Origin of the sequence: Streptomyces sp. AA4 (assembly GCF_000158875.1) — a bacterium.
Taxonomy (GTDB): Bacteria; Actinomycetota; Actinomycetes; order Mycobacteriales; family Pseudonocardiaceae; genus Amycolatopsis.
The window spans coordinates 6,479,516-6,497,489 of record NZ_GG657746.1 but is presented as its reverse complement, the minus strand read 5'-3'; the positions used below and the strand labels follow the sequence as shown (position 1 = coordinate 6,497,489).

The window sequence follows — 17,974 nt, the reverse complement described above, 5'->3', positions numbered from 1 at the left end:
GCCGGGCGTGCGGTGATGGGCGGGTGTGCCTGTGCCGGGCGTGCGGTGATGGGCGGGTGCGCGTGCGCCGGGCGTGCGGTGATGGCGGGTGTGCCTGTGCCGGGCGTGCGGTGGCGGGCGGGTGCGCGTGCGCTGGGCGCGCGGTGGTGGGTGGGTGTGCCTGTGCTGGGCGTGTGGTGGCGGGCGGGTGCGCGTGCGCCGGGCGTGTGGTGACGGGCGGGCGCGCTTGCGCCGGGCGTGTGGTGGCGGGCGGGCGTGCCTGCGCCGGGCGTGTGGTGGTGGGTGGGTGTGCCTGTGCCGGGAGGCGGTCGCTCGGCGCGACGTTCGCGAGCGGACTGGCTGAGCCAGGTGCTGGGGAGGGTGTGACTGCGAGGCGAAGTGGTTGCTCGGCGCTGCGTGGGTGTCCGCGTGGCCGGGCCGATGGGGAGCGCCTTGGCCAGCTGAGTCCGTTGGTCAGTGCTGAGCAGGTGCCAGTCTGGCCAGTCTGATCGGGGATCCGGCCTCGAACGCGCCCCCGGTTAGCCGAGTCGAGCCCGTGGCGAGGAAGCGCGTGTGCCTGTGCGGCAAGGCAGTCACTTGGCGCTGAGCGGATGGCCGCCAGCCGGTCCGGCCGGGACTCTGGCGTCGGCTGCGTCTGAGCCGGTCCGTTGGCGACGCCGAGTGTGCCTGTGCCACAAGGACGAACGCCAGCGCCGAGGTGCCTCCGCAGCCGGTTGGCCGAGCGGAGATCCAGCGGCCGGGCGCGCAGCAGGCCGCGTGCAGCGAACAGAAAGTATTCCTGCGCCGCACAGCAATCGCTCGGTGCGAGATGGGGGTGCCCGCCCGGCCGGACCGGTCGGGAGCCGGTGGCCGGGCGGGGCACATGTCCCCGCTCGCGCGACCGTGGGGGAGGGGTGGCGCGGCGAGCGAGGTGGTCTGGGCGCCCCCCGCGTCCGGCCTGCGGGAGCCGGAGCGGGGGCGCGGGAGCCCCGTCCGCGCGGGGCACTGGGGAGAGATGCCGCAGCGGACGGGGTGGCTGGGGAATCGGCGGGTGCGGACAGTCTTCTCCGGACTGTCCGGCGCGCCGACGGGAACGGCGGTCGAATTCGGCAGGCATAGAAACCTGCCGCTGCTCAATACAACTCGTTGCGGGCCAAGAACATTCCCGCGGCCGTGAGGGTGTGCTCCCGCTCTCCGTCCGGACCGGCTGGGGGTTACCGGCCGGCGGGAGCAGGAGCACCGGATCCCGTTCCGCGGCTGGGGGGAGCAGTGGCGCGGAGACGGGTGGTTCTGCGCCGGTACGGGGGCCGCCTCGCGGCGAGTGGCACGACCAGGCTCCGGCCGGACCGGTATTCCTGGAAGGCAGAAGGTGAGGCCCGGGGGCACCTCCGTACCGACACCCTGTACAACGCGCGAACGGCCCGAATGTTCCGGCCCCATCAGGTGATCTGGATCGCCACCGATCGAGTGACCGTTTGGTCGGCCCGAGCGGGCAGTGCCGGCCGAAGCCGAGCAGGGCCGAGCCCGCCAGCACGAGTCGGGGTTGACCGGCATCACTCAAGAACGAACTTGTTCGTAACGAACATGTTCGTTACCCTGAATCTAGGAACCCCACAAGAACAGGAGCGAACCCATGACCATCACCATCGTCGGCGCCGGCCTCGGCGGTCTCAGCCTCGCCCGCGTCCTGCACGTCCACGGCATCGAAGCCACCGTCCTCGACCTCGACGCCTCCCCGTCCGCCCGTGCGCAGGGCGGCATGCTCGACATCCACGAGGACTCCGGCCAGGTCGCCCTCCACGCGGCCGGCCTGCACGCCGAATTCCGAACCTTGATCCACTTAGGCGGCCAGGAATCCCGTGTCTACGACCGCACCGCCGCGCTTCTGTTCGCGGAAGCGGACGACGGCAGCGGCGAGCGGCCGGAAATCGACCGCGGGGTCCTGCGCGACCTCCTGCTCAACTCGCTGCCGGAGGGCACCGTCCGCTGGGGCGCCAAGGTCACCGCCGCGGAACCCCTGTCCGGGGGACGACACCGGCTCACCCTCGCCGACGGCACGTCGCTCACCACGGACGTGCTCATCGGAGCCGACGGCGCCTGGTCGCGCATCCGCCCTCTGGTCTCACCCGAAAAACCGGCGTACACCGGCATCTCCTTCGTCGAGATCGACCTCCTCGACGCGGACTCCCGCCACCCGGACGCGGCGGCTCTCCTCGGCGGCGGCATGAGTTTCGCGCTCGGCGAGGACAAAGGCTTCCTCGCGCACCGCGAACCGGACGGCAGCCTGCACGTTTACGCCGCCGTGCGTGTCCCGGAAAGCTGGACCGCGTCCATCGACTTCACCGACCACGCTGCCGCCAAGGCTGCCGTGCTGAGTCACTTCGAGGGCTGGTCCGAGCGGCTCCGCGCCCTGGTCACCGAGGCGGACGGCGAGCTGGTCCCGCGGCTGATCCACGCGCTCCCGGTCGAGCATTCGTGGTCGCGGGTGCCCGGCGTCACGCTGATCGGCGACGCCGCGCACCTGATGTCGCCGTTCGCCGGAGAGGGCGCGAATCTCGCCATGCTCGACGGCGCTGAGCTGGGACTCGCGCTCGCCCGGCACCCCGACGACGTCGAACGTGCGCTCGCCGAGTACGAGGCCGCGTTGTTCCCGCGCAGCGCGAAATCGGCGGCGGAGTCGGCGCAAAGTCTCGAGAGCTGCTTCCGCGCGGACGCGCCGGCGGCCTTGCTGGAGCTGTTCGGGCGTCCATAGTGGACCGGCGTACGACTTAAGCGGTACCCGGATCGAGCCGGCAAGCCGATCCGGGCCAGGCGGTTCCGCTCGCACAATGGGCCTCGACCCGCTGTGAGAGAGGAATCTTCAGATGACCGCCGTCCTGGCCGACACCGTCCATGAAGGCCTGCAGTTCGCCGCCGTAGCCGGAATCGCGGTGCTGGTGGCGTTTCCGGTCTTGCTGTTCATCGGCGCGCTGGTGAGCGTGCTCGGCAGCCCGCTCGGCCTCGGGATGAAGTTCGTGTGGGTGGTCTTCGCGTTCTGCGCGCCGTTCCTCGGGCCGATGCTGTGGTTCCTGGTCGGCAAGCGGAGCGCGGAAGCCTCGCTTCGCTGACACAAGATGTCAGTGGAGCGCGGTTAGCGTCCGGGCATGCACAAGGAAATGGACGCTGGCGAGTTCGTCGAGCGGTATGTCGCAGTGTGGAACGAATCCGACCCGGCCGCCCGGCGCGCGGCGGTCGCCTCGTTGTGGGCCGAGGACGGGGTGCAGTTCACCGAGTCCGCGGAGTATCGGGGCCACCAGGCGCTGGAGCGCCGGGTCAGCGAGGCTTTCGAGGAATTCGTCGCCGGAGGGGGATTCGTCTTCCGGTCCGCCGGAGACGCGGCAGGCCTCCACGGCATGATCCGGTTCACCACCGAGATGGTCCCCGCGGCGGGCGGGGAGGTCGCCTTGACCGGGCTTATCGTGCTCGAACTCGGCGAGGACGGACTGATCCGGCGCGATTGCCAGTTCGCCGAGCCGCCGCGTCCCGAGGGCTCGGACGCCCGGGCGGTGGTGGCCGAATTCCTGCGCCGGCTCGAACAGGGCGAACCGGACCGGATCGCGGAGCTTTTCGCGGAACCGGTCGACTGGCGGGTGAGCTGGCCGGAACCGGAGCATCCCGTCGTGCCGTGGATCCGCCCGCGTTCTTCCCTGGCGGACGTCGCGGACCACTTCCGGACGCTCGGAAGTGCTTGTGTGCCAGAGGAAAGCGACGTCCGGGTCGACCGGATCCTCGTCGACGGCGCGGACGCGGTGCTCGTCGGCACGAGCGCCCAAACGGTCAAGCTGACCGGCAAACGGTTCGCGACGACCTTCGCGGTGTGCCTGACCGTCGACGGAGGATTGATCACGCGATACCACGTTTACGAAGACAGCCTCGCCGTCGCCGAGGCGTTCGCCGGATGAAACGCCGGGCGGCCGGTACGGGAATTCCGCCCGGCTGCCCGGCATTTCCGCGCGGTCAGGAAACGTTCAGGTCGATGCAGGCGTAGAACGCGTTGCCGGTGTCCGCGATGTTCCACACCGCGAGCACCTTCTGCTGTCCGGGGTAACCGCTCAGGTCGACCTGGTGCGACACGGTTTCCGGCGGGGCCTGGTCGTCGCCGCTGAAGCTCGCGACCTGGTTGCCGCCGATGAAGTACTCGTAGTCGCTGGTGCGGTGGCGCGCGGTGAACACCCAGGTGAAGGTGACCTGGCTGCCGACCTGGGTGACCTTCCAGCCCTTGCTGTCGTCGTCGAGGTCGGCGAACCGGTCGTTGCCGCCGCTGCAGCTCTGCAGGCCCTTGGGCCCTTCGACGCTCTGCGGTTCCCATTTGATGTCGCCGCAGGACACCGTTCCGTCCGCGCACTGGGCCTGCCGGCTCGGCGGGGAGTTGACGTAGCCGTGCGCGCTGGCGATGCCGGGGCCGATCAGCATCAGCACCGGAGCGAGGACCGCGCCGCCGAGTGCGGCGAGCATCGTGCGTTTGCGGGGCATGGTGGCTCCTTCGAAGCCGGGCCCGCTCCCGCGCCGGAGGGCGGCCGGACGAGCCACGGCACGACCGACGAGCCCGCGGTGGGGTGGTGCGCGGGCGGTGGGGGTGGGGAGATTTGTGGTCTAGACCATACTCGGACGCCCGCGCTCGGTCAAGAATCAGCTACCCTGCGTCATCTATGCCCGGGCTACCCGGTGTACCCGGTGACCGACCCGGCCGCGGGCCAGCTGATCGAGGGAATCGAGAACGCGACCGACGCGGAGGTTCGCGCGGCAATCGAGGGTGTTGGGCACGGATATCGAAGCTGGCGGGCTTGTGCGGTAGCGGAACGGGCAGCGATCGTCGCCCGTGCCCCGGACCTTTTCGAGGAACGGGCCGACGAACTGGCCGCCGTCATGACCTTGGCGATGGGCAAGCGGAGCCAGGTGGCGCGGTTCGTCGCGCCGAATCTGGTGCTGGACAATACGATTCTGCTGAAGCACGCGTCGATCTGCCCGCGCTCGGCGCTGGCGATCGAGAAGATTCTGCACGAAGCAGGCGTACCGGACGATGCGTGCGTGAACCTTTTCGCGTCCAGCCGCAAGGTCCCGATGAGTCTCGCTGATCCGCGCATTCAAGGCGTTTCCCTGACGGGCAGCCAACAGGCTGGTATCTCAGTGGCGGCGGAAGCGGGTCGCCCGCGCGGTGGAGCAGGGCGGGACGCTGTGTACCGGCGGACGTCGCGGGGAGGGTGCGTACCCGGAGGCGACGGTTTTGGCTGACGTCACGCCGGAGATGGACGCTTACCGGGAGGAGATTCGGGCCGGTGGCGATCTTGTTCCGGACGGAATCGGATGAGCACGCGATCGAGATCGCGAACGACTCGCCGTTCGGTTTGGGCGCGTCGGTTTTGGGCGCCGATCTGGTCCGGTTGCGCAGGGCGGCGGATCGGCTGGTGGCGGGGATGGTGTATTTCAGCAAATCCGGCGGGTCGCAGGCGGATTTGCCGTTCGAGGGGAGCAAACGCTCGGGGATGGGGCGGGGGTTGGGGCCGTCGGTGATCGAGGAGCTCATGAACCAGAAGTCGATCCGGTTTTGAGTCGTGGCAGCCCTCGGCGGCCGGGAGGTCGAAGTCTGGTGTGGACTAATCCGGTTCGCTCTGGTTCTCGTCGGACGGTGGGCAAAACCTTGCGGCCTGGCGCTCTTCGTAGCCGGCCCAGTAGAGAGCCTCGTGATGGTGCCAGCGGTCATGATCCGCGACAGTCCGGTATATCCGCGCGTTCGCGAGGTGAAAAGCCGCCCAGGCTGAACGGGTCGCGCCGGACGTTGGACGTCGGGTTATCGCGGAGGCGTGCGCGGCGTGCAACGTTGCTGGTTCGACTTTGTTCTCCATGGTTCTTGTCCTTCCGCTGAGGAGTCCGGCTGCCGAAGCCTGCTAGGTCGTATCGAGATAGAAGTAGTTCTATTAGGCATTCAACTCCAGAAGTTATCAATAGAGCTACTCCTGTCTAGTCTTCTGGGTCGGACAGAGTTGATACCGCTAGCGTTATCGCCGGACGGAGGAGGACGACGTGGGCATCGGGTACCGCGACCTGGCCGCGAGCCTGCGCGAGGCGATCCAGCGGGGCGAATACGCGCCGGATTCGACACTGCCGAAGCAGGAGGAGCTGGCTCAGGACTACGGCGTCAACATCAACACGGTCCGTAAAGCCGTTGGCGTCCTGGAGGCCGAAGGACTGGTCACGCCGATCCGCCGGCGCGGCACTGTCGTTCGTGCGCGTCCGCCTATGAAGCGCCTCGGCGTGGAGCGCTATGCCAAGAGCAAATGGAAATACGGAGACACGGTCGCGTTCGTCGCCGACCGCGAAGCGTCCGGCCGCGAGTGGAAGTCTGCTGATCAGACGCAGACCGTTTCGCGAGTCGAGGCCGATGCTGAGATCGCCGAAGCGCTGGGTGTCGAGGTCGGGTCATCCGTCTACGAGCGGGCGCGCCTGGTCAAGGATGCGGGCCGCCCCACGCATACCCTCTCCAGCTACTACCGGCCCGAGGACGTTGAGGGAACTCGTCTTGTCGACGAGACCCCGGGACCAGCCGGTCGCGGCGGCGGCTTCCTGGTTCTCACCCTGCAAGGGCTCGAACCCGACACGATCAGCGAGACCGTCTGCTCGCGCATGCCCACGCCGGACGAGATCGAGACGTTGGAACTCCCCGCAGGCGAACCCGTGATGGTCTTGCATCGCCGCACCTCCACCGCGGAGGGTCGCGTCGTGGAGTTCGCGCGAGGCGTCCACGCGGCAAGCCGGTTCTCCTGGTCCTATACGTTCAAGATCCCCGACTGACTCCGGAGTCCCCGCATGCCCGAGAGCCCGATCGCCCTGCCGGAGCATCTCCGCGCCGACGTTCAGACACTCTGGGATTACCACGACCTGCACCACGAGCTCCGGCCCACTGACGTCGGAATCGGTCTGGGGAGTCACGATCTCGGCGTCGCTGCCTATACGGCGGAGCTGTACCAGCAGGGCTGCTTCCGGCAGATCGTCTTCACCGGAGCCAACGCGCCCACCACCGTAGACCGATTTCCGCGCGGGGAAGCCGTGCACTACCGCGAGCACGCGTTGGAGCTGGGTGTTCCCGACGACGCGATCCTGGTCGAGCCAACGGCCCGCAACACCGGAGACAACATCGCGCGGAGCCGGGAGTTGCTGGAAGCACGCGGGACAAAAGTCGATTCGGTCACGTTGATTTCGCGTCCCTACCAACAACGGCGGGCCTACGCGACGTGCCGGAAGCTCTGGCCCGAGGTAAAAGTGCTGTGCGCCTCCCAGCCATTGCCGTTGGACGAGTACATCCGGAGCATCGGCGACGTAGATCGCGTCGTCAATATGCTGGTCGGCGACACGCAGCGGATAAGCCTCTATGCCCAGCGAGGATTCGCGATACCCCAAGACCTTCCGGGCCAGGTCGACCGAGCCTTCCAAAGTTTGGTGACGCACGGGTACACCGCCAGACTCCTCACCTAGGCCGCAACAACCCGCTCAACCACCCCGAAAACACCTGCTGCACATCCCCCCGCACGCGGTCCGGGTCGTCCGCGTTGGCGATCATCCGCGCCGCTTCCATCACCGCCGCCAGGACCAGCTGCGCCAGGGCATCCACCGGCGTATCCACGATCAACCCGGCTTCCCGCGCGGCCGCCAGGTTTTCCGCGACCAGCCCCAGGCCGTACTCGGCTTCCAGGTCTCGCCAGGCATCCCAGCCCAGTACGGCCGGGGCGTCGGTCAGCGAAATACGCCGGACGTCCGGGCGCAGGCAGGCGTCCAGGAAAACGCCCAGTGCGGAAGAAAGCCCGGAAAGCGGGTCCGCGGCACCGTCGAGGACTGCGGAGACCTCGGCGGTCAATTCCCGTTCCAGCACTTCGACCACGGCTCGGAACAGGCCCTGTTTGTCGCCGAAGTGGTGGTACAGCGCGCCCCGCGTGACGCCTGCCGTGCGAGTGATTTCCTCGGCGGGCACGTCGTGATAGCCGCGGGCGCCGAAGAGGTCGCGGGCGGCCTTGATCAGTGCGGCTCGCGTCGCGTCGGAGCGTTCTTGCTGGGTACGTCGCACGCACCTAATCTGCCATGGCGGCGGCGAAGCGCGTGATGTGCCCGGCCAGTGCGGCCGGCTGGTCCTCCGAGACGAAGGTGTACGAGTCCGGGACCTCGACGAGTTCCGCGTCCGGCAAAACCTCCGCCAAGCGGTGCGCGAGGCTGATCGGGAACAGTTTCTCCTCCGGCGGCCACACGAGCAGCACCGGACGCTTGAACTGGCGCAGTTTCTCCGCCGCGGCGAGGGTGTGGCTCGAGTCGACAGTGCGCAGGAACTTGCGCAAATCCCTTCGCAGGCCAGGCGATTTCCGCAGTTTGCCCAGGTACTCGTCGGCGACGTCCGGCGGCAGCGGGCGCTTCGTGACCCAACCGAACAGCAGCGGCGAGCGGTACAGCGCCTTGATCCGCAGCAGCTGGCCGAGCACCGCCATCGAACCGGGAATCCGCGCGACCTTCGGCAACGGCCGGAAGATCGGCGGGAAGAAGTACTCGAAGCTGTCCGACGGCGTCAGCACGACCCGTCCGACCCGCTCCGGATAGCGCGCGAGCAGCAGTTGCGTGATGGCGCCGCCGGTGTCGTTGGCGACCAGGATGACGTCCTCCAGGTCCAGCGCGGTGAGGAAATCGCCCAGGAGGGTGGCCAGGCCGGGCGCGCTGAGGTCGGCGTCCGAACGCATCGGGACCGGGTGCGCGCCCAGCGGGAGATCCGGGGCCAGGCAACGGAATCCGGCGTCCGCGACGGACGGGACGACCTTGCGCCACAGCAGGGCGCTGGTGAGCACGCCGTGCACGAAAACGACCGGGCGGCCGCGTCCGTGCTCGAAGTACCGGAGTTCGCCTTGGGGGAGGTTGACGTGCCGGGCAGTGCCGAGTTCTTCGTATCCGCTCATGCTGACCGAAGATACATACATGCAGTCTGTATGTAAATTACCTCTGCGGTAATGCCCCCGCTGGCCAGGGGTTGCCTCGACCCTGGTCGGCGGGGGCGGTTCTTGACTAGGAGGCGGATGCGGAGAGCTGCTCAGCCGAATCGCAGCGCGAGCACAGGCCGGACACCGTTTCCTCGGCGGATTCCGCCGGCGTGCCGGGGATTGCCTCCAGCCGTCCGCAGCGGCGGCACAGCAGGTGGCGGTGGTCGAAACCGGAAAGCTCGTAGCGTTGCGCGACGCCGACGTGGTCGAAGCGGTGGACGAGACCGGCCGCGACGCCGGTGGTCAGCACGTCGTGGACGCCCCTCGTGGACGCCATCGACAGCCGCGCGCGGACCAGCGGCAGCAGTTCCGCGACGGTCACGTGCGGGTTTTCGGCCAGCACTTCCAGCACGACCTGCCGGGCGGTCGTCACGCGCAGGCCGGCGCGCCGGAGCCGGGTTCCGGCGTCGGCGCTGGACGGGAGGGGTGCGGAGGTCGTGAGCACGGTTCCTTTGTAGTCCGCACAGTTGATCCAGTCAAATGTAAGAACGGGTCAACTCTGGGACTGTGAGCCACTGCACGCCAGAATTGATCCGGTCAACTCTGCGGGTACCATCCGGGCCATGGACGAGTTCGGGGCGCGCCTGCGCGACAAGGGTCTGCGCAACACGCCGCAGCGGCGTGCGGTGCTGGCCGCGGTCGCGCGAACCCCGCACGTCACGGCCGCGGAAATCGCGACGGTGCTCGACGCCGACGGGGCCGTCGGCGCGCTGTCCCGGCAGGGTCTTTACAACGTGCTCGAGGACCTCGTCGGCGCCCGCCTGCTGCGCCCGCTCGAACCGGCGGGGTCGCCCGCGCGGTTCGAACTCGAAACCCACGACAACCACCACCACCTGGTGTGCCGCGGCTGCGGCCGGATCCAGGACGTGCCGTGCGCGGTCGGCGCCGCGCCGTGCCTCGAACCCGGTCCGGTGCCCGGTTTCCGGGTGGACCAGGCCGAGATCACGTGGTGGGGGATGTGCGCGGACTGCGAGGCCAAGGCTTAACGCAGCGCGTCCTGCAGCGCCGCGAGCCCGACCGGGCCGACGGCCAGCGCGTCCTCGTGCCACTGGCGCAACGTGAATCCCGGTTTGGCGGCCGCTTCGGCGCGTGCCCGCAGCCACGCGCGTTCGCCGATCTTGTACGAGATCGCCTGGCCCGGCCAGCCGAGGTAGCGCACGATTTCGGCGTGCACCCGGTGTTCGGCGGCCAATCCGCGCTCGTGCAGGAAGCGGCACGCGGTGTCGAAGTCCCAGCGGGAACCGTCCGGCAGCGGCAGATCGAGGTGCGAGCCGAGGTCGATCACGACGCGCGCGGCCCGCAGCGCGGAACCGGCGAGCATGCCGAGCCGGGTGCCGCGTTCGGAGAACCAGCCCAGTTCGTCGGCGAGGCGTTCGGCGTACAGTGCCCAGCCTTCCGCGTGGCCGCTCACTGAATGGACGCGCGCGTAGCGGCTGACCGAGTCCCCGGCCAGGCCCGCGACGCCGATCTGCAGATGGTGTCCCGGAACGCCTTCGTGGAACACCGTCGTCAGCTCGGACCAGGTCGCGAAACGCTCCCGCCCGCCCAGCGGCCACCACGTGCGGCCGGGGCGGGTGCCGTCTTCGGCGGGCCCGGTGTAGTACGGCGAGCCCGACGCGGAGCCGTACGCGAGCACGACATCCAAGGCGCGCAACGGTTCCGGGATGTCGAAGTGCTCGCTCGCCGCTTCCAGCGCCCGGTCGTGCGCGGCGCGCAGCCAGTCCAAATAGGACGCTTCACCGGTCACAAAACACTCGTCGTCCAGCCGGGCAAGCACTTCCGCCACGCTCGCGCCAGGCTGGATCTTCGCGACCTCGGCGGCGATTTCCGTTTCGATGCGCTGAAGTTCCGCCCAGCCCCATTCGTACGCCTCGGCGAGATCGAGGTCCGCGCCGAGGGAAAGCCGGGCCGCGACGGCGTAACGCTCGGCGCCGACTCCGTCGGTTTCGGTGGCGTGCGGGGCGTAATCCTCGCGCAGGAACCGCGCGAGGGCCGCGTAACCGCGGTGGGCGGCGTCGGCCCCCGCACGCAGTTCGCCGGCCTGCGGCCCGTCGCCGTACTCCTCGACGAGTGCATTGTGGACACCCGCGTACCGCTCGGCCTGCGCCGCCGTTTCCAGCGCTTGCCGACGGGCCGCGCGCAGACCCCGGTCGAGACCGGCCTGCAGCGTCTTCTGCCAGCCGGCCAGCATCGTTTCGACCCCGGCCATCCGGACCGCGAGGACGTGCCAGTCGTCCGTGTCGCGGCGCGGCAGCAGCCGGACCGAATCGGCGATCGAACTCAGCGTGCCGAAATGGGCCTGTACCTGGCGGAACGGCTCGTCGAGCCCGTGCCAGGCCAGCTCGGTCTCGAGGCTGTTCCGCAGATGCGCGGCCGCGATCCGGTCCGCGCGGGACTCGGGGGCCAGCGTCGCGAGAGTGGCGAGCGTGCGCCGGGCCAGGTCGGCTCGGGCCGCGAAACCGTCCGGGGTGAGGTCGGTGAGCGCGGTCGCGTCGGTGGTCACGCCGTCCAGGGTCGCGGCGATCGGATCGAGCGCTGCCTCCGCCGTGACGTGGTCGGCGGACAGCTGAAAAATCGGGGTCACGCCGCCACGTTAGCCGGGAGCCGCCGCCCGAATATAGAGACGTTAGCGGGGTGCGGTCGCTGGTATAGAGGGAATGCCCGCGCCGGTGCGCCGACGCGGGCATCCGCGGGAGGAAAGCCTCAGTCCGTGCCGGATTCCATCGCGGCGCGGTCGAGCAGCTCGACGTCGTCGGCCCGGCCCCGGGACGCGATCGTCTCGGCCCCGCCCTCGGGCATCGCGCCGATCAGGCCGGTCGCGGCCGCCTGCGCGGCGCCGATCAGCTTGGGGTGCGAGGTGCCGCCGACCATGCCGAGGCTCGCGTACTGCTCCAGCTTGGCGCGCGAGTCGGCGATGTCGAGGTTCCGCATGGTCAGCTGGCCGATCCGGTCGACCGGGCCGAACGCGGAGTCCTCGGTGCGCTCCATCGACAGCTTGTCCGGGTGGTAGCTGAACGCCGGGCCGGACGTGTCGAGGATCGAGTAGTCCTCGCCGCGCCGCAGCCGCAGCGTGACCTCGCCGGTGATGGCGGTGCCGACCCAGCGCTGCAGCGATTCGCGCAGCATCATCGCCTGGGGGTCCAGCCAGCGGCCCTCGTACATCAGCCTGCCCAGGCGCCGGCCCTCGTTGTGGTAGCTGGCGATGGTGTCCTCGTTGTGGACCGCGTTGACCAGCCGCTCGTACGCCGCGTGCAGGAGCGCCATGCCCGGGGCCTCGTAGATGCCGCGGCTCTTGGCCTCGATGATCCGGTTCTCGATCTGGTCGGACATGCCGAGCCCGTGCCGCCCGCCGATCGCGTTGGCCTCCAGGACCAGCTCGACCGCGCTGCCGAACTCCTTGCCGTTGATCGTCACCGGACGGCCCTGCTCGAAGCCGATCGTGACGTCCTCGGGCGCGATCTCGACTTCCGGGTCCCAGAACCGCACGCCCATGATCGGCTCGACGATCTCGATGCCGGTGTCCAGGTGCTCGAGCGACTTCGCCTCGTGCGTGGCGCCCCAGATGTTGGCGTCGGTGGAGTAGGCCTTCTCGGTGCTGTCGCGGTAGGGCAGCTTGTGCGCCTCCAGCCACTCCGACATCTCCTTGCGGCCGCCGAGCTCGCCGACGAACGCGGCGTCGAGCCACGGCTTGTAGATCCGCAGGCCCGGGTTGGCCAGCAGGCCGTAGCGGTAGAACCGCTCGATGTCGTTGCCCTTGTAGGTGGAGCCGTCGCCCCAGATCTGGACGTCGTCCTCCAGCATCGCGCGCACCAGCAGGGTGCCGGTGACCGCGCGGCCGAGCGGGGTGGTGTTGAAGTAGGCCCGCCCGCCGGTGCGGATGTGGAAGGCGCCGCAGGTCAGCGCGGCGAGCCCCTCCTCGACGAGGGCTTCCTTGCAGTCGACCAGCCGCGCGAGCTCCGCCCCGTAGGCGTGCGCACGGCCGGGGACGGACGCGATGTCGGGTTCGTCGTACTGGCCGATGTCGGCGGTGTAGGTGCACGGAACCGCACCCTTGTCGCGCATCCACGCCACCGCCACGGACGTGTCGAGGCCGCCGGAGAACGCGATGCCGACCCGCTCGCCGACGGGAAGGGAAGTGAGCACCTTGGACATAGGAATGATTATGCACGACGATGTATGAACGTGCATCCCCGGGTGGTGTGAACTCGCTCTCCGTGCGGTTCTCCAGGTCTTTCACCGCTCGTGCAGCCGCTGCCGCCACCACGCCTCGGCATGCCAGCGGCTGAGGGAACTCGCCGCCGGGTCGGGCAGGGTTCTCCGCCGGAACTCGGCATCGAGCGGGGCGAGGACCCGGCGCAGGTCCGCGCGGGCGCGGGGAGGGAGCGCGCGCAGGGCGGCTTCCAGTTCGTCGCGGGCTTCGACGGGATCGCCGCACGGGCAATCGGGCCACGGCACGTACAGCCAGCGGCCGGGCTGGCGCAGGAAGCGCCGATACCGGTCGAGTGCTGGGGAAACGCGTTCGGTCCACTGGTCGCGGGCTTCGGGTTGGGCGGCGCTGGGCTTCCTACGAGGCATTGCCCCTTCGGGTCGACGTCATGCCGAAAGGTTGGCACATCTGCGGATGAGCGTCGCGCCCAATTCGGTCAGTAAGTGCGGCCCTTCCAGCCGGTCCGGCGACGGGCGGAGTCGATCGTCATCAGGGTGTAGAGGGCTGCGGTGAACGGCAGCCACCCGCCCGCGACCAGGGGTTGGCGGTAATACCTGGCGACCGGGACGAACGTCGCCGCCATCAGCAACCACGCCACAGCGGCTTGCCACGAGCCGGTCAGGGCGAGTGCGGGCGGGGCGAGGAACACGGCGATCATGCCGACGACCGTCCCGGCCAGCAGCAGTGGCGAATGTCGGAGCTGGGTGTAGGCGCTGCGGGTCACCATCCGCCAGAGGTCCGAGAGCCGCGGATACGGCCGGACACTCCAGACTTTCGTGGCGTAACCCAGCCAAATCCGGCCGCCCGCGGACGCGACCGCGCGGGCGAGCGCGACGTCGTCGATGACCGCACCGCGGATCGCGGCGATTCCTCCGGCGCGTTCGAGCGCCGCGCGGCGGACGAGGACGCAACCGCCAGCCGCCGCGGCGGTGCGCCAGCGTGCGGAGTTCACGCGGCGGAACGGGTAGAGCATCGCGAAGAAGTAGACGAAAGCGGGCACGAGCAGCCGCTCCCAGAACGTTGCGGTGCGCAGAACGGCCATCTGAGATACCAGGTCCCGGCCGCTGGTGGCAGCGGCGACGAGGGTTTCCAGCGAGTCGGGGCTGTGTGAGATATCAGCGTCGGTCAGCAGGAGGAAGTCGACGTCTCCGGCCTCGCGGACGCCGTGCGCGACGGCCCAGAGCTTGCCGGTCCAGCCGTCCGGTGGTTCGCCCGGGCTCGTGACGGTGAGCGGGAGTCCATTGGGGACAGTCAGCGAGCGGGCGACTTCCGTCGTGCCGTCGGTGCTGCCGTCGTCCACGAGGATGACTCGCGCGTCGCCGCGATAGGTCTGGCGCAGCAGCGTGGGCAGGGTTTCCGGCAGCAGCGCGGCCTCGTCGCGGGCGGGCACCACGACGGCGACAGACGGCCAGGCGTCCGGCCGGACCAGCACGGGCAGGCGCTGGTCGGTGCGCCAGAACCAGCTGTGGCACAACGCGAGTCCGGTCCACACCGCCAGCGTCGCCCACGCGAGGACCGTGCCCATGCGCGGAGTGTAGTGACTGGAAGCAAACTGACAGGTCGCTCCCAGCGGACTCATAGATTCGCGGCTGAGACTGGGTGTTCCCCCACCGGAGAGGACACCCGGCATGGACCCGGACATCAGGAGAAGGCAAGAGGAACGGGCTCGCGTCCGGCACCGGACGGCGTTGGTCACCGCGGTCGCGGCGGTGCTCGGAGTCGCGGCGGCCGGCGGCATCGGATACGGGCTGACGGCGGCCGCGTCCCCGTCCACCAGCGGCACCGGCGCGTCCACCGGCGGGACTGGTTCGTCCGCCGGATCCAGCTCCTCGGACCAGTTGCAGGCGCCCGCGCAGGATCCCGGCTCCGGGTCGAGGCACGCGCACACCGGATCGGGCGCGTCGTGACCGGGCCGTACTCGGCGGCGTTTCCCGCGCTCGGCACGACCGCACGGGTGCTCGTCACCGAGGAAGCCGCGCTCGACCGGGCGACCGAGCTGCTGCGGACGCGGCTCGCCGAACTCGATCGGGCCTGCAGCCGATTCCGGACAGACTCGGAGATTTCGGCACTCCACCGTGCCGCTGGCCGGGAGGTGGAGGTGAGCCCGCTGCTGGCCGACGCGCTGTCGGCGGCGTTGCGCGCGTCGTGGCTGAGCGGCGGGCTGGTCGACCCGACGGTCGGCGGTTCACTGGCCGCGCTCGGCTACGACCGGGACTTCGCCGAGATCGCCGACGGACCCGCCGCGGCGCCGGTCCCCGCGCCCGGCTCGCATTGGGTGTTGTTCGAACCGGCCCGCCGGATCGTCGTGCTGCCGCGCGGTGTGCTGCTGGACCTTGGCGCGACCGCGAAAGCCTTTGCCGCGGACCGGACCGCCGCCGAGATCGCCGGCCGTACCGGTTGCGGCGTGCTGGTGAACCTCGGCGGCGACCTCGCGGCGGCAGGCCCGGCGCCAGCAGGTGGCTGGCAAATAGCGATCGGCGACGACCACACGGACGCGGTCGCCCATCCGGACACGACCATCACGCTCACCAGCGGCGGCCTGGCCACTTCCGGCCTCGCGCGGCGGACGTGGCGACGCGGTGGCCGCGTGGTGCACCACATCGTCGACCCGCGCACGGGCGAATCGGCGGATCCGTGCTGGCGAACGGTTTCGGTCGCGGCGAAGTCCTGTGTGGACGCCAACACGGCCAGCACCGCCTCGGTCATCCTGGGCGTGGCGGCGCTGGACTGGCTGAGTTCACGCGGATTGCCCGCCCGGTTGGTGAGTTCGCGCGGTGCTGTCCGGACGACGGCGGGGTGGCCGGCGGATCGCCGGGAGCGTGCGTCGTGAGTTCCGCCCTCTGGTATTTCAGCCGTGCCACCGGAATCGTCTCGCTCGTGTTTTCGACAGCCGTCGTGGTGCTCGGTTTTCTCAACTCCGGCCGGTTCGCGACCCGGCGCTGGCCCCGCTTCGCCCTCGCGGACCTGCACCGGAACCTCGCCCTGGCCAGTCTCGTGTTTTTGGCCGCACACATCGTCTTCGCGGTCGTCGACGGTTATGTGGACCTGAGCTGGCCGGCGGTTGTCCTTCCGTTCGTGTCGGGCTACGAACCGTTCTGGATCGGCATCGGTGCGGTAGCGGTGGATTTGCTGCTCGCCATCGTCGTGACCAGTCTCCTGCGCACCCGCATCCCGCCGCGGTTGTGGCGCGCGGTGCATTGGCTGGCCTACGTTTGCTGGCCGGTCGCGCTCGCGCACAGCATCGGCCTCGTCGCGTCGGACAGCGCGCGCCCGCTGCTGATCGCGCTGGACATCGCGTGCCTGCTCGCCGTTCTGGCCGCCGCGAGCGTGCGGTTCGGCAGTACCAATCCCGACACCGAGGCGCGCCGCCTCACTCCGCTTCGGAGGTGACTCTTGCTTCCTTCGCACCGCAACAACCTGGCCGCCCACCTGTCTGTCCATGGTGGACTCCCAGCCTTGGATCGCGACGCACTGATTCACGAAATCGACGTCGCCGGTATCCGCGGCCGCGGTGGCGCGGGCTTCCCCGCGGCGGCGAAGCTGCGCTCTGTCGCACCGGGACGGTCCATTGTGGTCGCCAATGGCTGCGAGAGCGATCCCTTCAGCAGCAAGGATCGCGCCCTCCTGGAACTTGCGCCGCACCTGGTGCTGGACGGCATCCAGGTCGCCGCGCATGCCGTCGGCGCTACCGAGGCTTATCTCTGCCTGCGCGAGGGCAACCGAAGCGTGCTGGCTGCGTTGGCGGAACGCCGGGACGCAGTGCCAGTAAAGGTAGTCGCAGTCCCGCATCGATACGTCGCGAGCGAAGAAACCGCGTTAGTGCACTTCTTGGGATCCGGCGACGCCCGTCCGACCGGCAAATTCCCGCGCCCAACCGAACGCGGTCTGCGCGGACGCCCCACGCTGGTCCAGAATGTCGAAACCTTGGCCCGCTTCGCGCTCGTCGCCCGCACCGGCGCGGACCGTTTCGTGCCGACTGACTTGGTCACCGTCACCGGAGCCGTCGCGCGCCCCGGCGTAATGGAAGTCCCCGCGGACACTCCCGTTTCCGCGATTCTCGCCCGCGCGGGCGGATCGGTGACCGCACAAGCTGTTCTGATCGGCGGTTACGGCGGTACCTGGATGCCGCGTTCCCTGGCCGATCCTTTGCCGCTGGGCCGGGAACCGGGCTTGTCCTCGTTGCACTTGCTCCCGGACTCTCACTGCGGCGTCGAACTGACCCGGAATATTCTCCATACCCTGGCCGGAGAATCGGCCCGCCAATGTGGACCGTGCATGTTCGGACTCCCGGCCGTCGCCGCGGATTTCACCGACCTGCTGTCCGGCCGGGACGCGACCGGCCGTCTCGCCCGCCGCCTCCCGCTCCTCAGCGGACGAGGCGCGTGCGCCCACCCGGACGGAGCGGTCCGCCTCGCGGCAAGCGCTTTGCGAGTCTTCGCGGCCGACGTCCACGCCCACCTGACCGCCGGTTCGTGCCGAATCACGGCAGGTGCGGCATGAACCGCCTGACGGTCGACCCGATCGCCTGCCGAGCACACGGTTTGTGCGCGGACGTGCTGCCGGAACTGATCACTGTGGACGAATGGGGTTACCCGGTGGTACGCGGGGGAACGGTGCCCGAATCGCTGCTGGCGGAGGCCCGAAAAGCGGCGGCGGCTTGTCCGGCGCTGGCGTTGCGGCTCCGGAAAATGGAGTGATCGCAACGCCAGCGTCGCATTTAGCGGCTGTTCAACAACGCCAC

Annotated in this window: 21 protein-coding genes and 1 pseudogene; 13 read left to right on the top strand and 9 right to left on the bottom strand. The window is 69.5% G+C overall.

Going from position 1 to position 17,974, the window contains the following annotated elements; genetic code table 11:
- Positions 1-1,612: 1,612 nt before the first annotated feature.
- The 3 genes from SSMG_RS29620 (at position 1,613) to SSMG_RS47790 (ending at position 3,920) form a co-directional block, all read left to right on the top strand.
- On the top strand, positions 1,613-2,731 hold the full coding sequence (locus SSMG_RS29620; protein WP_009082133.1) for an NAD(P)/FAD-dependent oxidoreductase: 1,119 nt from the start codon (positions 1,613-1,615) through the stop codon (positions 2,729-2,731).
- Between the two features lie 112 nt (positions 2,732-2,843).
- Positions 2,844-3,086, top strand: coding sequence for a PLDc N-terminal domain-containing protein (locus tag SSMG_RS29615; protein WP_009082131.1), 243 nt, complete (start codon positions 2,844-2,846; stop codon positions 3,084-3,086).
- A 36-nt stretch (positions 3,087-3,122) separates the two neighbouring features.
- Positions 3,123-3,920 (top strand): nuclear transport factor 2 family protein, encoded by a 798-nt coding sequence (locus SSMG_RS47790; RefSeq protein WP_100266926.1) that lies wholly within the window; start codon positions 3,123-3,125, stop codon positions 3,918-3,920.
- Between the two features lie 55 nt (positions 3,921-3,975).
- Here the strand turns inward: SSMG_RS47790 and SSMG_RS29605 are convergent, their stop codons facing one another.
- Positions 3,976-4,491 (bottom strand): lytic polysaccharide monooxygenase auxiliary activity family 9 protein, encoded by a 516-nt coding sequence (locus SSMG_RS29605; RefSeq protein WP_009082126.1) that lies wholly within the window; start codon positions 4,489-4,491, stop codon positions 3,976-3,978.
- A 201-nt stretch (positions 4,492-4,692) separates the two neighbouring features.
- Between SSMG_RS29605 and SSMG_RS47280 the strand changes: the two genes are divergently transcribed.
- Together SSMG_RS47280 and SSMG_RS47275 are read left to right on the top strand one after the other, a co-directional pair.
- Positions 4,693-5,250, top strand: a complete 558-nt coding sequence (locus tag SSMG_RS47280; protein WP_050788314.1) for an aldehyde dehydrogenase family protein — start codon at positions 4,693-4,695, stop codon at positions 5,248-5,250.
- Positions 5,174-5,567 (top strand): annotated as a pseudogene (locus SSMG_RS47275) (aldehyde dehydrogenase family protein). The gene SSMG_RS47280 and the pseudogene SSMG_RS47275 overlap by 77 nt, the downstream one beginning before the upstream one ends.
- A 45-nt stretch (positions 5,568-5,612) precedes the next feature.
- On the opposite strand, the gene SSMG_RS47785 reads toward SSMG_RS47275, so the two are convergent.
- Complete coding sequence (locus SSMG_RS47785; protein WP_078560945.1) at positions 5,613-5,861, bottom strand: AMED_5909 family protein; 249 nt, start codon at positions 5,859-5,861, stop codon at positions 5,613-5,615.
- 178 nt (positions 5,862-6,039) lie between these two features.
- On the opposite strand from SSMG_RS47785, the gene SSMG_RS29595 reads away from it, so the two are divergent.
- Positions 6,040-6,807: a GntR family transcriptional regulator gene (locus tag SSMG_RS29595; RefSeq protein ID WP_009082123.1), complete on the top strand. Its 768-nt coding sequence runs from the start codon at positions 6,040-6,042 to the stop codon at positions 6,805-6,807.
- A 15-nt stretch (positions 6,808-6,822) separates the two neighbouring features.
- Positions 6,823-7,488, top strand: coding sequence for a YdcF family protein (locus SSMG_RS29590; protein ID WP_009082121.1), 666 nt, complete (start codon positions 6,823-6,825; stop codon positions 7,486-7,488).
- Here SSMG_RS29590 and SSMG_RS29585 read toward each other — a convergent pair.
- The 3 genes from SSMG_RS29585 to SSMG_RS29575 form a co-directional block, all read right to left on the bottom strand.
- On the bottom strand, positions 7,481-8,074 hold the full coding sequence (locus SSMG_RS29585; protein ID WP_009082119.1) for a TetR/AcrR family transcriptional regulator: 594 nt from the start codon (positions 8,072-8,074) through the stop codon (positions 7,481-7,483). The genes SSMG_RS29590 and SSMG_RS29585 overlap by 8 nt on opposite strands.
- Positions 8,075-8,078: 4 nt before the next feature.
- On the bottom strand, positions 8,079-8,945 hold the full coding sequence (locus SSMG_RS29580) for an alpha/beta fold hydrolase (RefSeq protein WP_009082116.1): 867 nt from the start codon (positions 8,943-8,945) through the stop codon (positions 8,079-8,081).
- A gap of 106 nt (positions 8,946-9,051) precedes the next feature.
- Entirely contained in the window at positions 9,052-9,471 is a 420-nt protein-coding gene (locus SSMG_RS29575; protein ID WP_009082114.1) for a Fur family transcriptional regulator, read from the bottom strand.
- A 118-nt stretch (positions 9,472-9,589) separates the two neighbouring features.
- On the opposite strand from SSMG_RS29575, the gene SSMG_RS29570 reads away from it, so the two are divergent.
- Positions 9,590-10,012, top strand: coding sequence for a Fur family transcriptional regulator (locus SSMG_RS29570; RefSeq protein ID WP_037715240.1), 423 nt, complete (start codon positions 9,590-9,592; stop codon positions 10,010-10,012).
- On the opposite strand, the gene SSMG_RS29565 is transcribed toward SSMG_RS29570, so the two are convergent.
- The 4 genes from SSMG_RS29565 to SSMG_RS29550 all read right to left on the bottom strand — a co-directional run bounded on the left by SSMG_RS29565 (position 10,009) and on the right by SSMG_RS29550 (position 14,758).
- Positions 10,009-11,610, bottom strand: coding sequence for a DUF885 domain-containing protein (locus tag SSMG_RS29565; RefSeq protein ID WP_009082109.1), 1,602 nt, complete (start codon positions 11,608-11,610; stop codon positions 10,009-10,011). The two genes, SSMG_RS29570 and SSMG_RS29565, sit on opposite strands and share 4 nt — an antisense overlap.
- 119 nt (positions 11,611-11,729) lie before the next feature.
- The gene (gene argG, locus SSMG_RS29560) at positions 11,730-13,178 is read right to left on the bottom strand and encodes an argininosuccinate synthase (RefSeq protein WP_009082108.1); all 1,449 of its coding nucleotides are present in this window, start codon (positions 13,176-13,178) and stop codon (positions 11,730-11,732) included.
- An 81-nt stretch (positions 13,179-13,259) separates the two neighbouring features.
- Positions 13,260-13,601: a hypothetical protein gene (locus tag SSMG_RS29555; protein WP_009082106.1), complete on the bottom strand. Its 342-nt coding sequence runs from the start codon at positions 13,599-13,601 to the stop codon at positions 13,260-13,262.
- Positions 13,602-13,669: 68 nt separating this feature from the next.
- Positions 13,670-14,758: a glycosyltransferase gene (locus SSMG_RS29550; RefSeq protein ID WP_009082104.1), complete on the bottom strand. Its 1,089-nt coding sequence runs from the start codon at positions 14,756-14,758 to the stop codon at positions 13,670-13,672.
- A 103-nt stretch (positions 14,759-14,861) separates the two neighbouring features.
- Between SSMG_RS29550 and SSMG_RS29545 the strand changes: the two genes are divergently transcribed.
- From SSMG_RS29545 to SSMG_RS29525, 5 genes are all read left to right on the top strand, one after another.
- The gene (locus SSMG_RS29545; protein ID WP_037715238.1) at positions 14,862-15,140 is read left to right on the top strand and encodes a hypothetical protein; all 279 of its coding nucleotides are present in this window, start codon (positions 14,862-14,864) and stop codon (positions 15,138-15,140) included.
- Entirely contained in the window at positions 15,137-16,063 is a 927-nt protein-coding gene (locus tag SSMG_RS29540) for an FAD:protein FMN transferase (RefSeq protein ID WP_009082103.1), read from the top strand. The genes SSMG_RS29545 and SSMG_RS29540 overlap by 4 nt, the downstream gene beginning before the upstream one ends.
- Entirely contained in the window at positions 16,060-16,623 is a 564-nt protein-coding gene (locus SSMG_RS29535) for a ferric reductase-like transmembrane domain-containing protein (RefSeq protein WP_009082101.1), read from the top strand. The genes SSMG_RS29540 and SSMG_RS29535 overlap by 4 nt, the downstream gene beginning before the upstream one ends.
- A gap of 66 nt (positions 16,624-16,689) precedes the next feature.
- Entirely contained in the window at positions 16,690-17,733 is a 1,044-nt protein-coding gene (locus SSMG_RS29530) for an NADH-ubiquinone oxidoreductase-F iron-sulfur binding region domain-containing protein (RefSeq protein ID WP_199786020.1), read from the top strand.
- The gene (locus SSMG_RS29525; protein WP_037715235.1) at positions 17,730-17,930 is read left to right on the top strand and encodes a ferredoxin; all 201 of its coding nucleotides are present in this window, start codon (positions 17,730-17,732) and stop codon (positions 17,928-17,930) included. The genes SSMG_RS29530 and SSMG_RS29525 overlap by 4 nt, the downstream gene beginning before the upstream one ends.
- The last annotated feature ends 44 nt before the right edge of the window (positions 17,931-17,974 follow it).

Excerpts from the sequence above, each read along its gene's own strand:
- SSMG_RS29525 (WP_037715235.1), top strand. The coding sequence starts at position 17,730 with ATGAACCGCCTGACGGTCGACCCGATCGCCTGCCGAGCACACGGTTTG.
- SSMG_RS29550 (WP_009082104.1), bottom strand. The coding sequence starts at position 14,758 with ATGGGCACGGTCCTCGCGTGGGCGACGCTGGCGGTGTGGACCGGACTC.
- SSMG_RS29580 (WP_009082116.1), bottom strand. The coding sequence starts at position 8,945 with ATGAGCGGATACGAAGAACTCGGCACTGCCCGGCACGTCAACCTCCCC.
- argG (WP_009082108.1), bottom strand. The coding sequence starts at position 13,178 with ATGTCCAAGGTGCTCACTTCCCTTCCCGTCGGCGAGCGGGTCGGCATC.
- SSMG_RS29590 (WP_009082121.1), top strand. The coding sequence starts at position 6,823 with ATGCCCGAGAGCCCGATCGCCCTGCCGGAGCATCTCCGCGCCGACGTT.
- SSMG_RS29620 (WP_009082133.1), top strand. The coding sequence starts at position 1,613 with ATGACCATCACCATCGTCGGCGCCGGCCTCGGCGGTCTCAGCCTCGCC.
- SSMG_RS47785 (WP_078560945.1), bottom strand. The coding sequence starts at position 5,861 with ATGGAGAACAAAGTCGAACCAGCAACGTTGCACGCCGCGCACGCCTCC.
- SSMG_RS29615 (WP_009082131.1), top strand. The coding sequence starts at position 2,844 with ATGACCGCCGTCCTGGCCGACACCGTCCATGAAGGCCTGCAGTTCGCC.
- SSMG_RS29605 (WP_009082126.1), bottom strand. The coding sequence starts at position 4,491 with ATGCCCCGCAAACGCACGATGCTCGCCGCACTCGGCGGCGCGGTCCTC.
- SSMG_RS29570 (WP_037715240.1), top strand. The coding sequence starts at position 9,590 with ATGGACGAGTTCGGGGCGCGCCTGCGCGACAAGGGTCTGCGCAACACG.
- SSMG_RS47790 (WP_100266926.1), top strand. The coding sequence starts at position 3,123 with ATGCACAAGGAAATGGACGCTGGCGAGTTCGTCGAGCGGTATGTCGCA.
- SSMG_RS29545 (WP_037715238.1), top strand. The coding sequence starts at position 14,862 with ATGGACCCGGACATCAGGAGAAGGCAAGAGGAACGGGCTCGCGTCCGG.
- SSMG_RS29555 (WP_009082106.1), bottom strand. The coding sequence starts at position 13,601 with ATGCCTCGTAGGAAGCCCAGCGCCGCCCAACCCGAAGCCCGCGACCAG.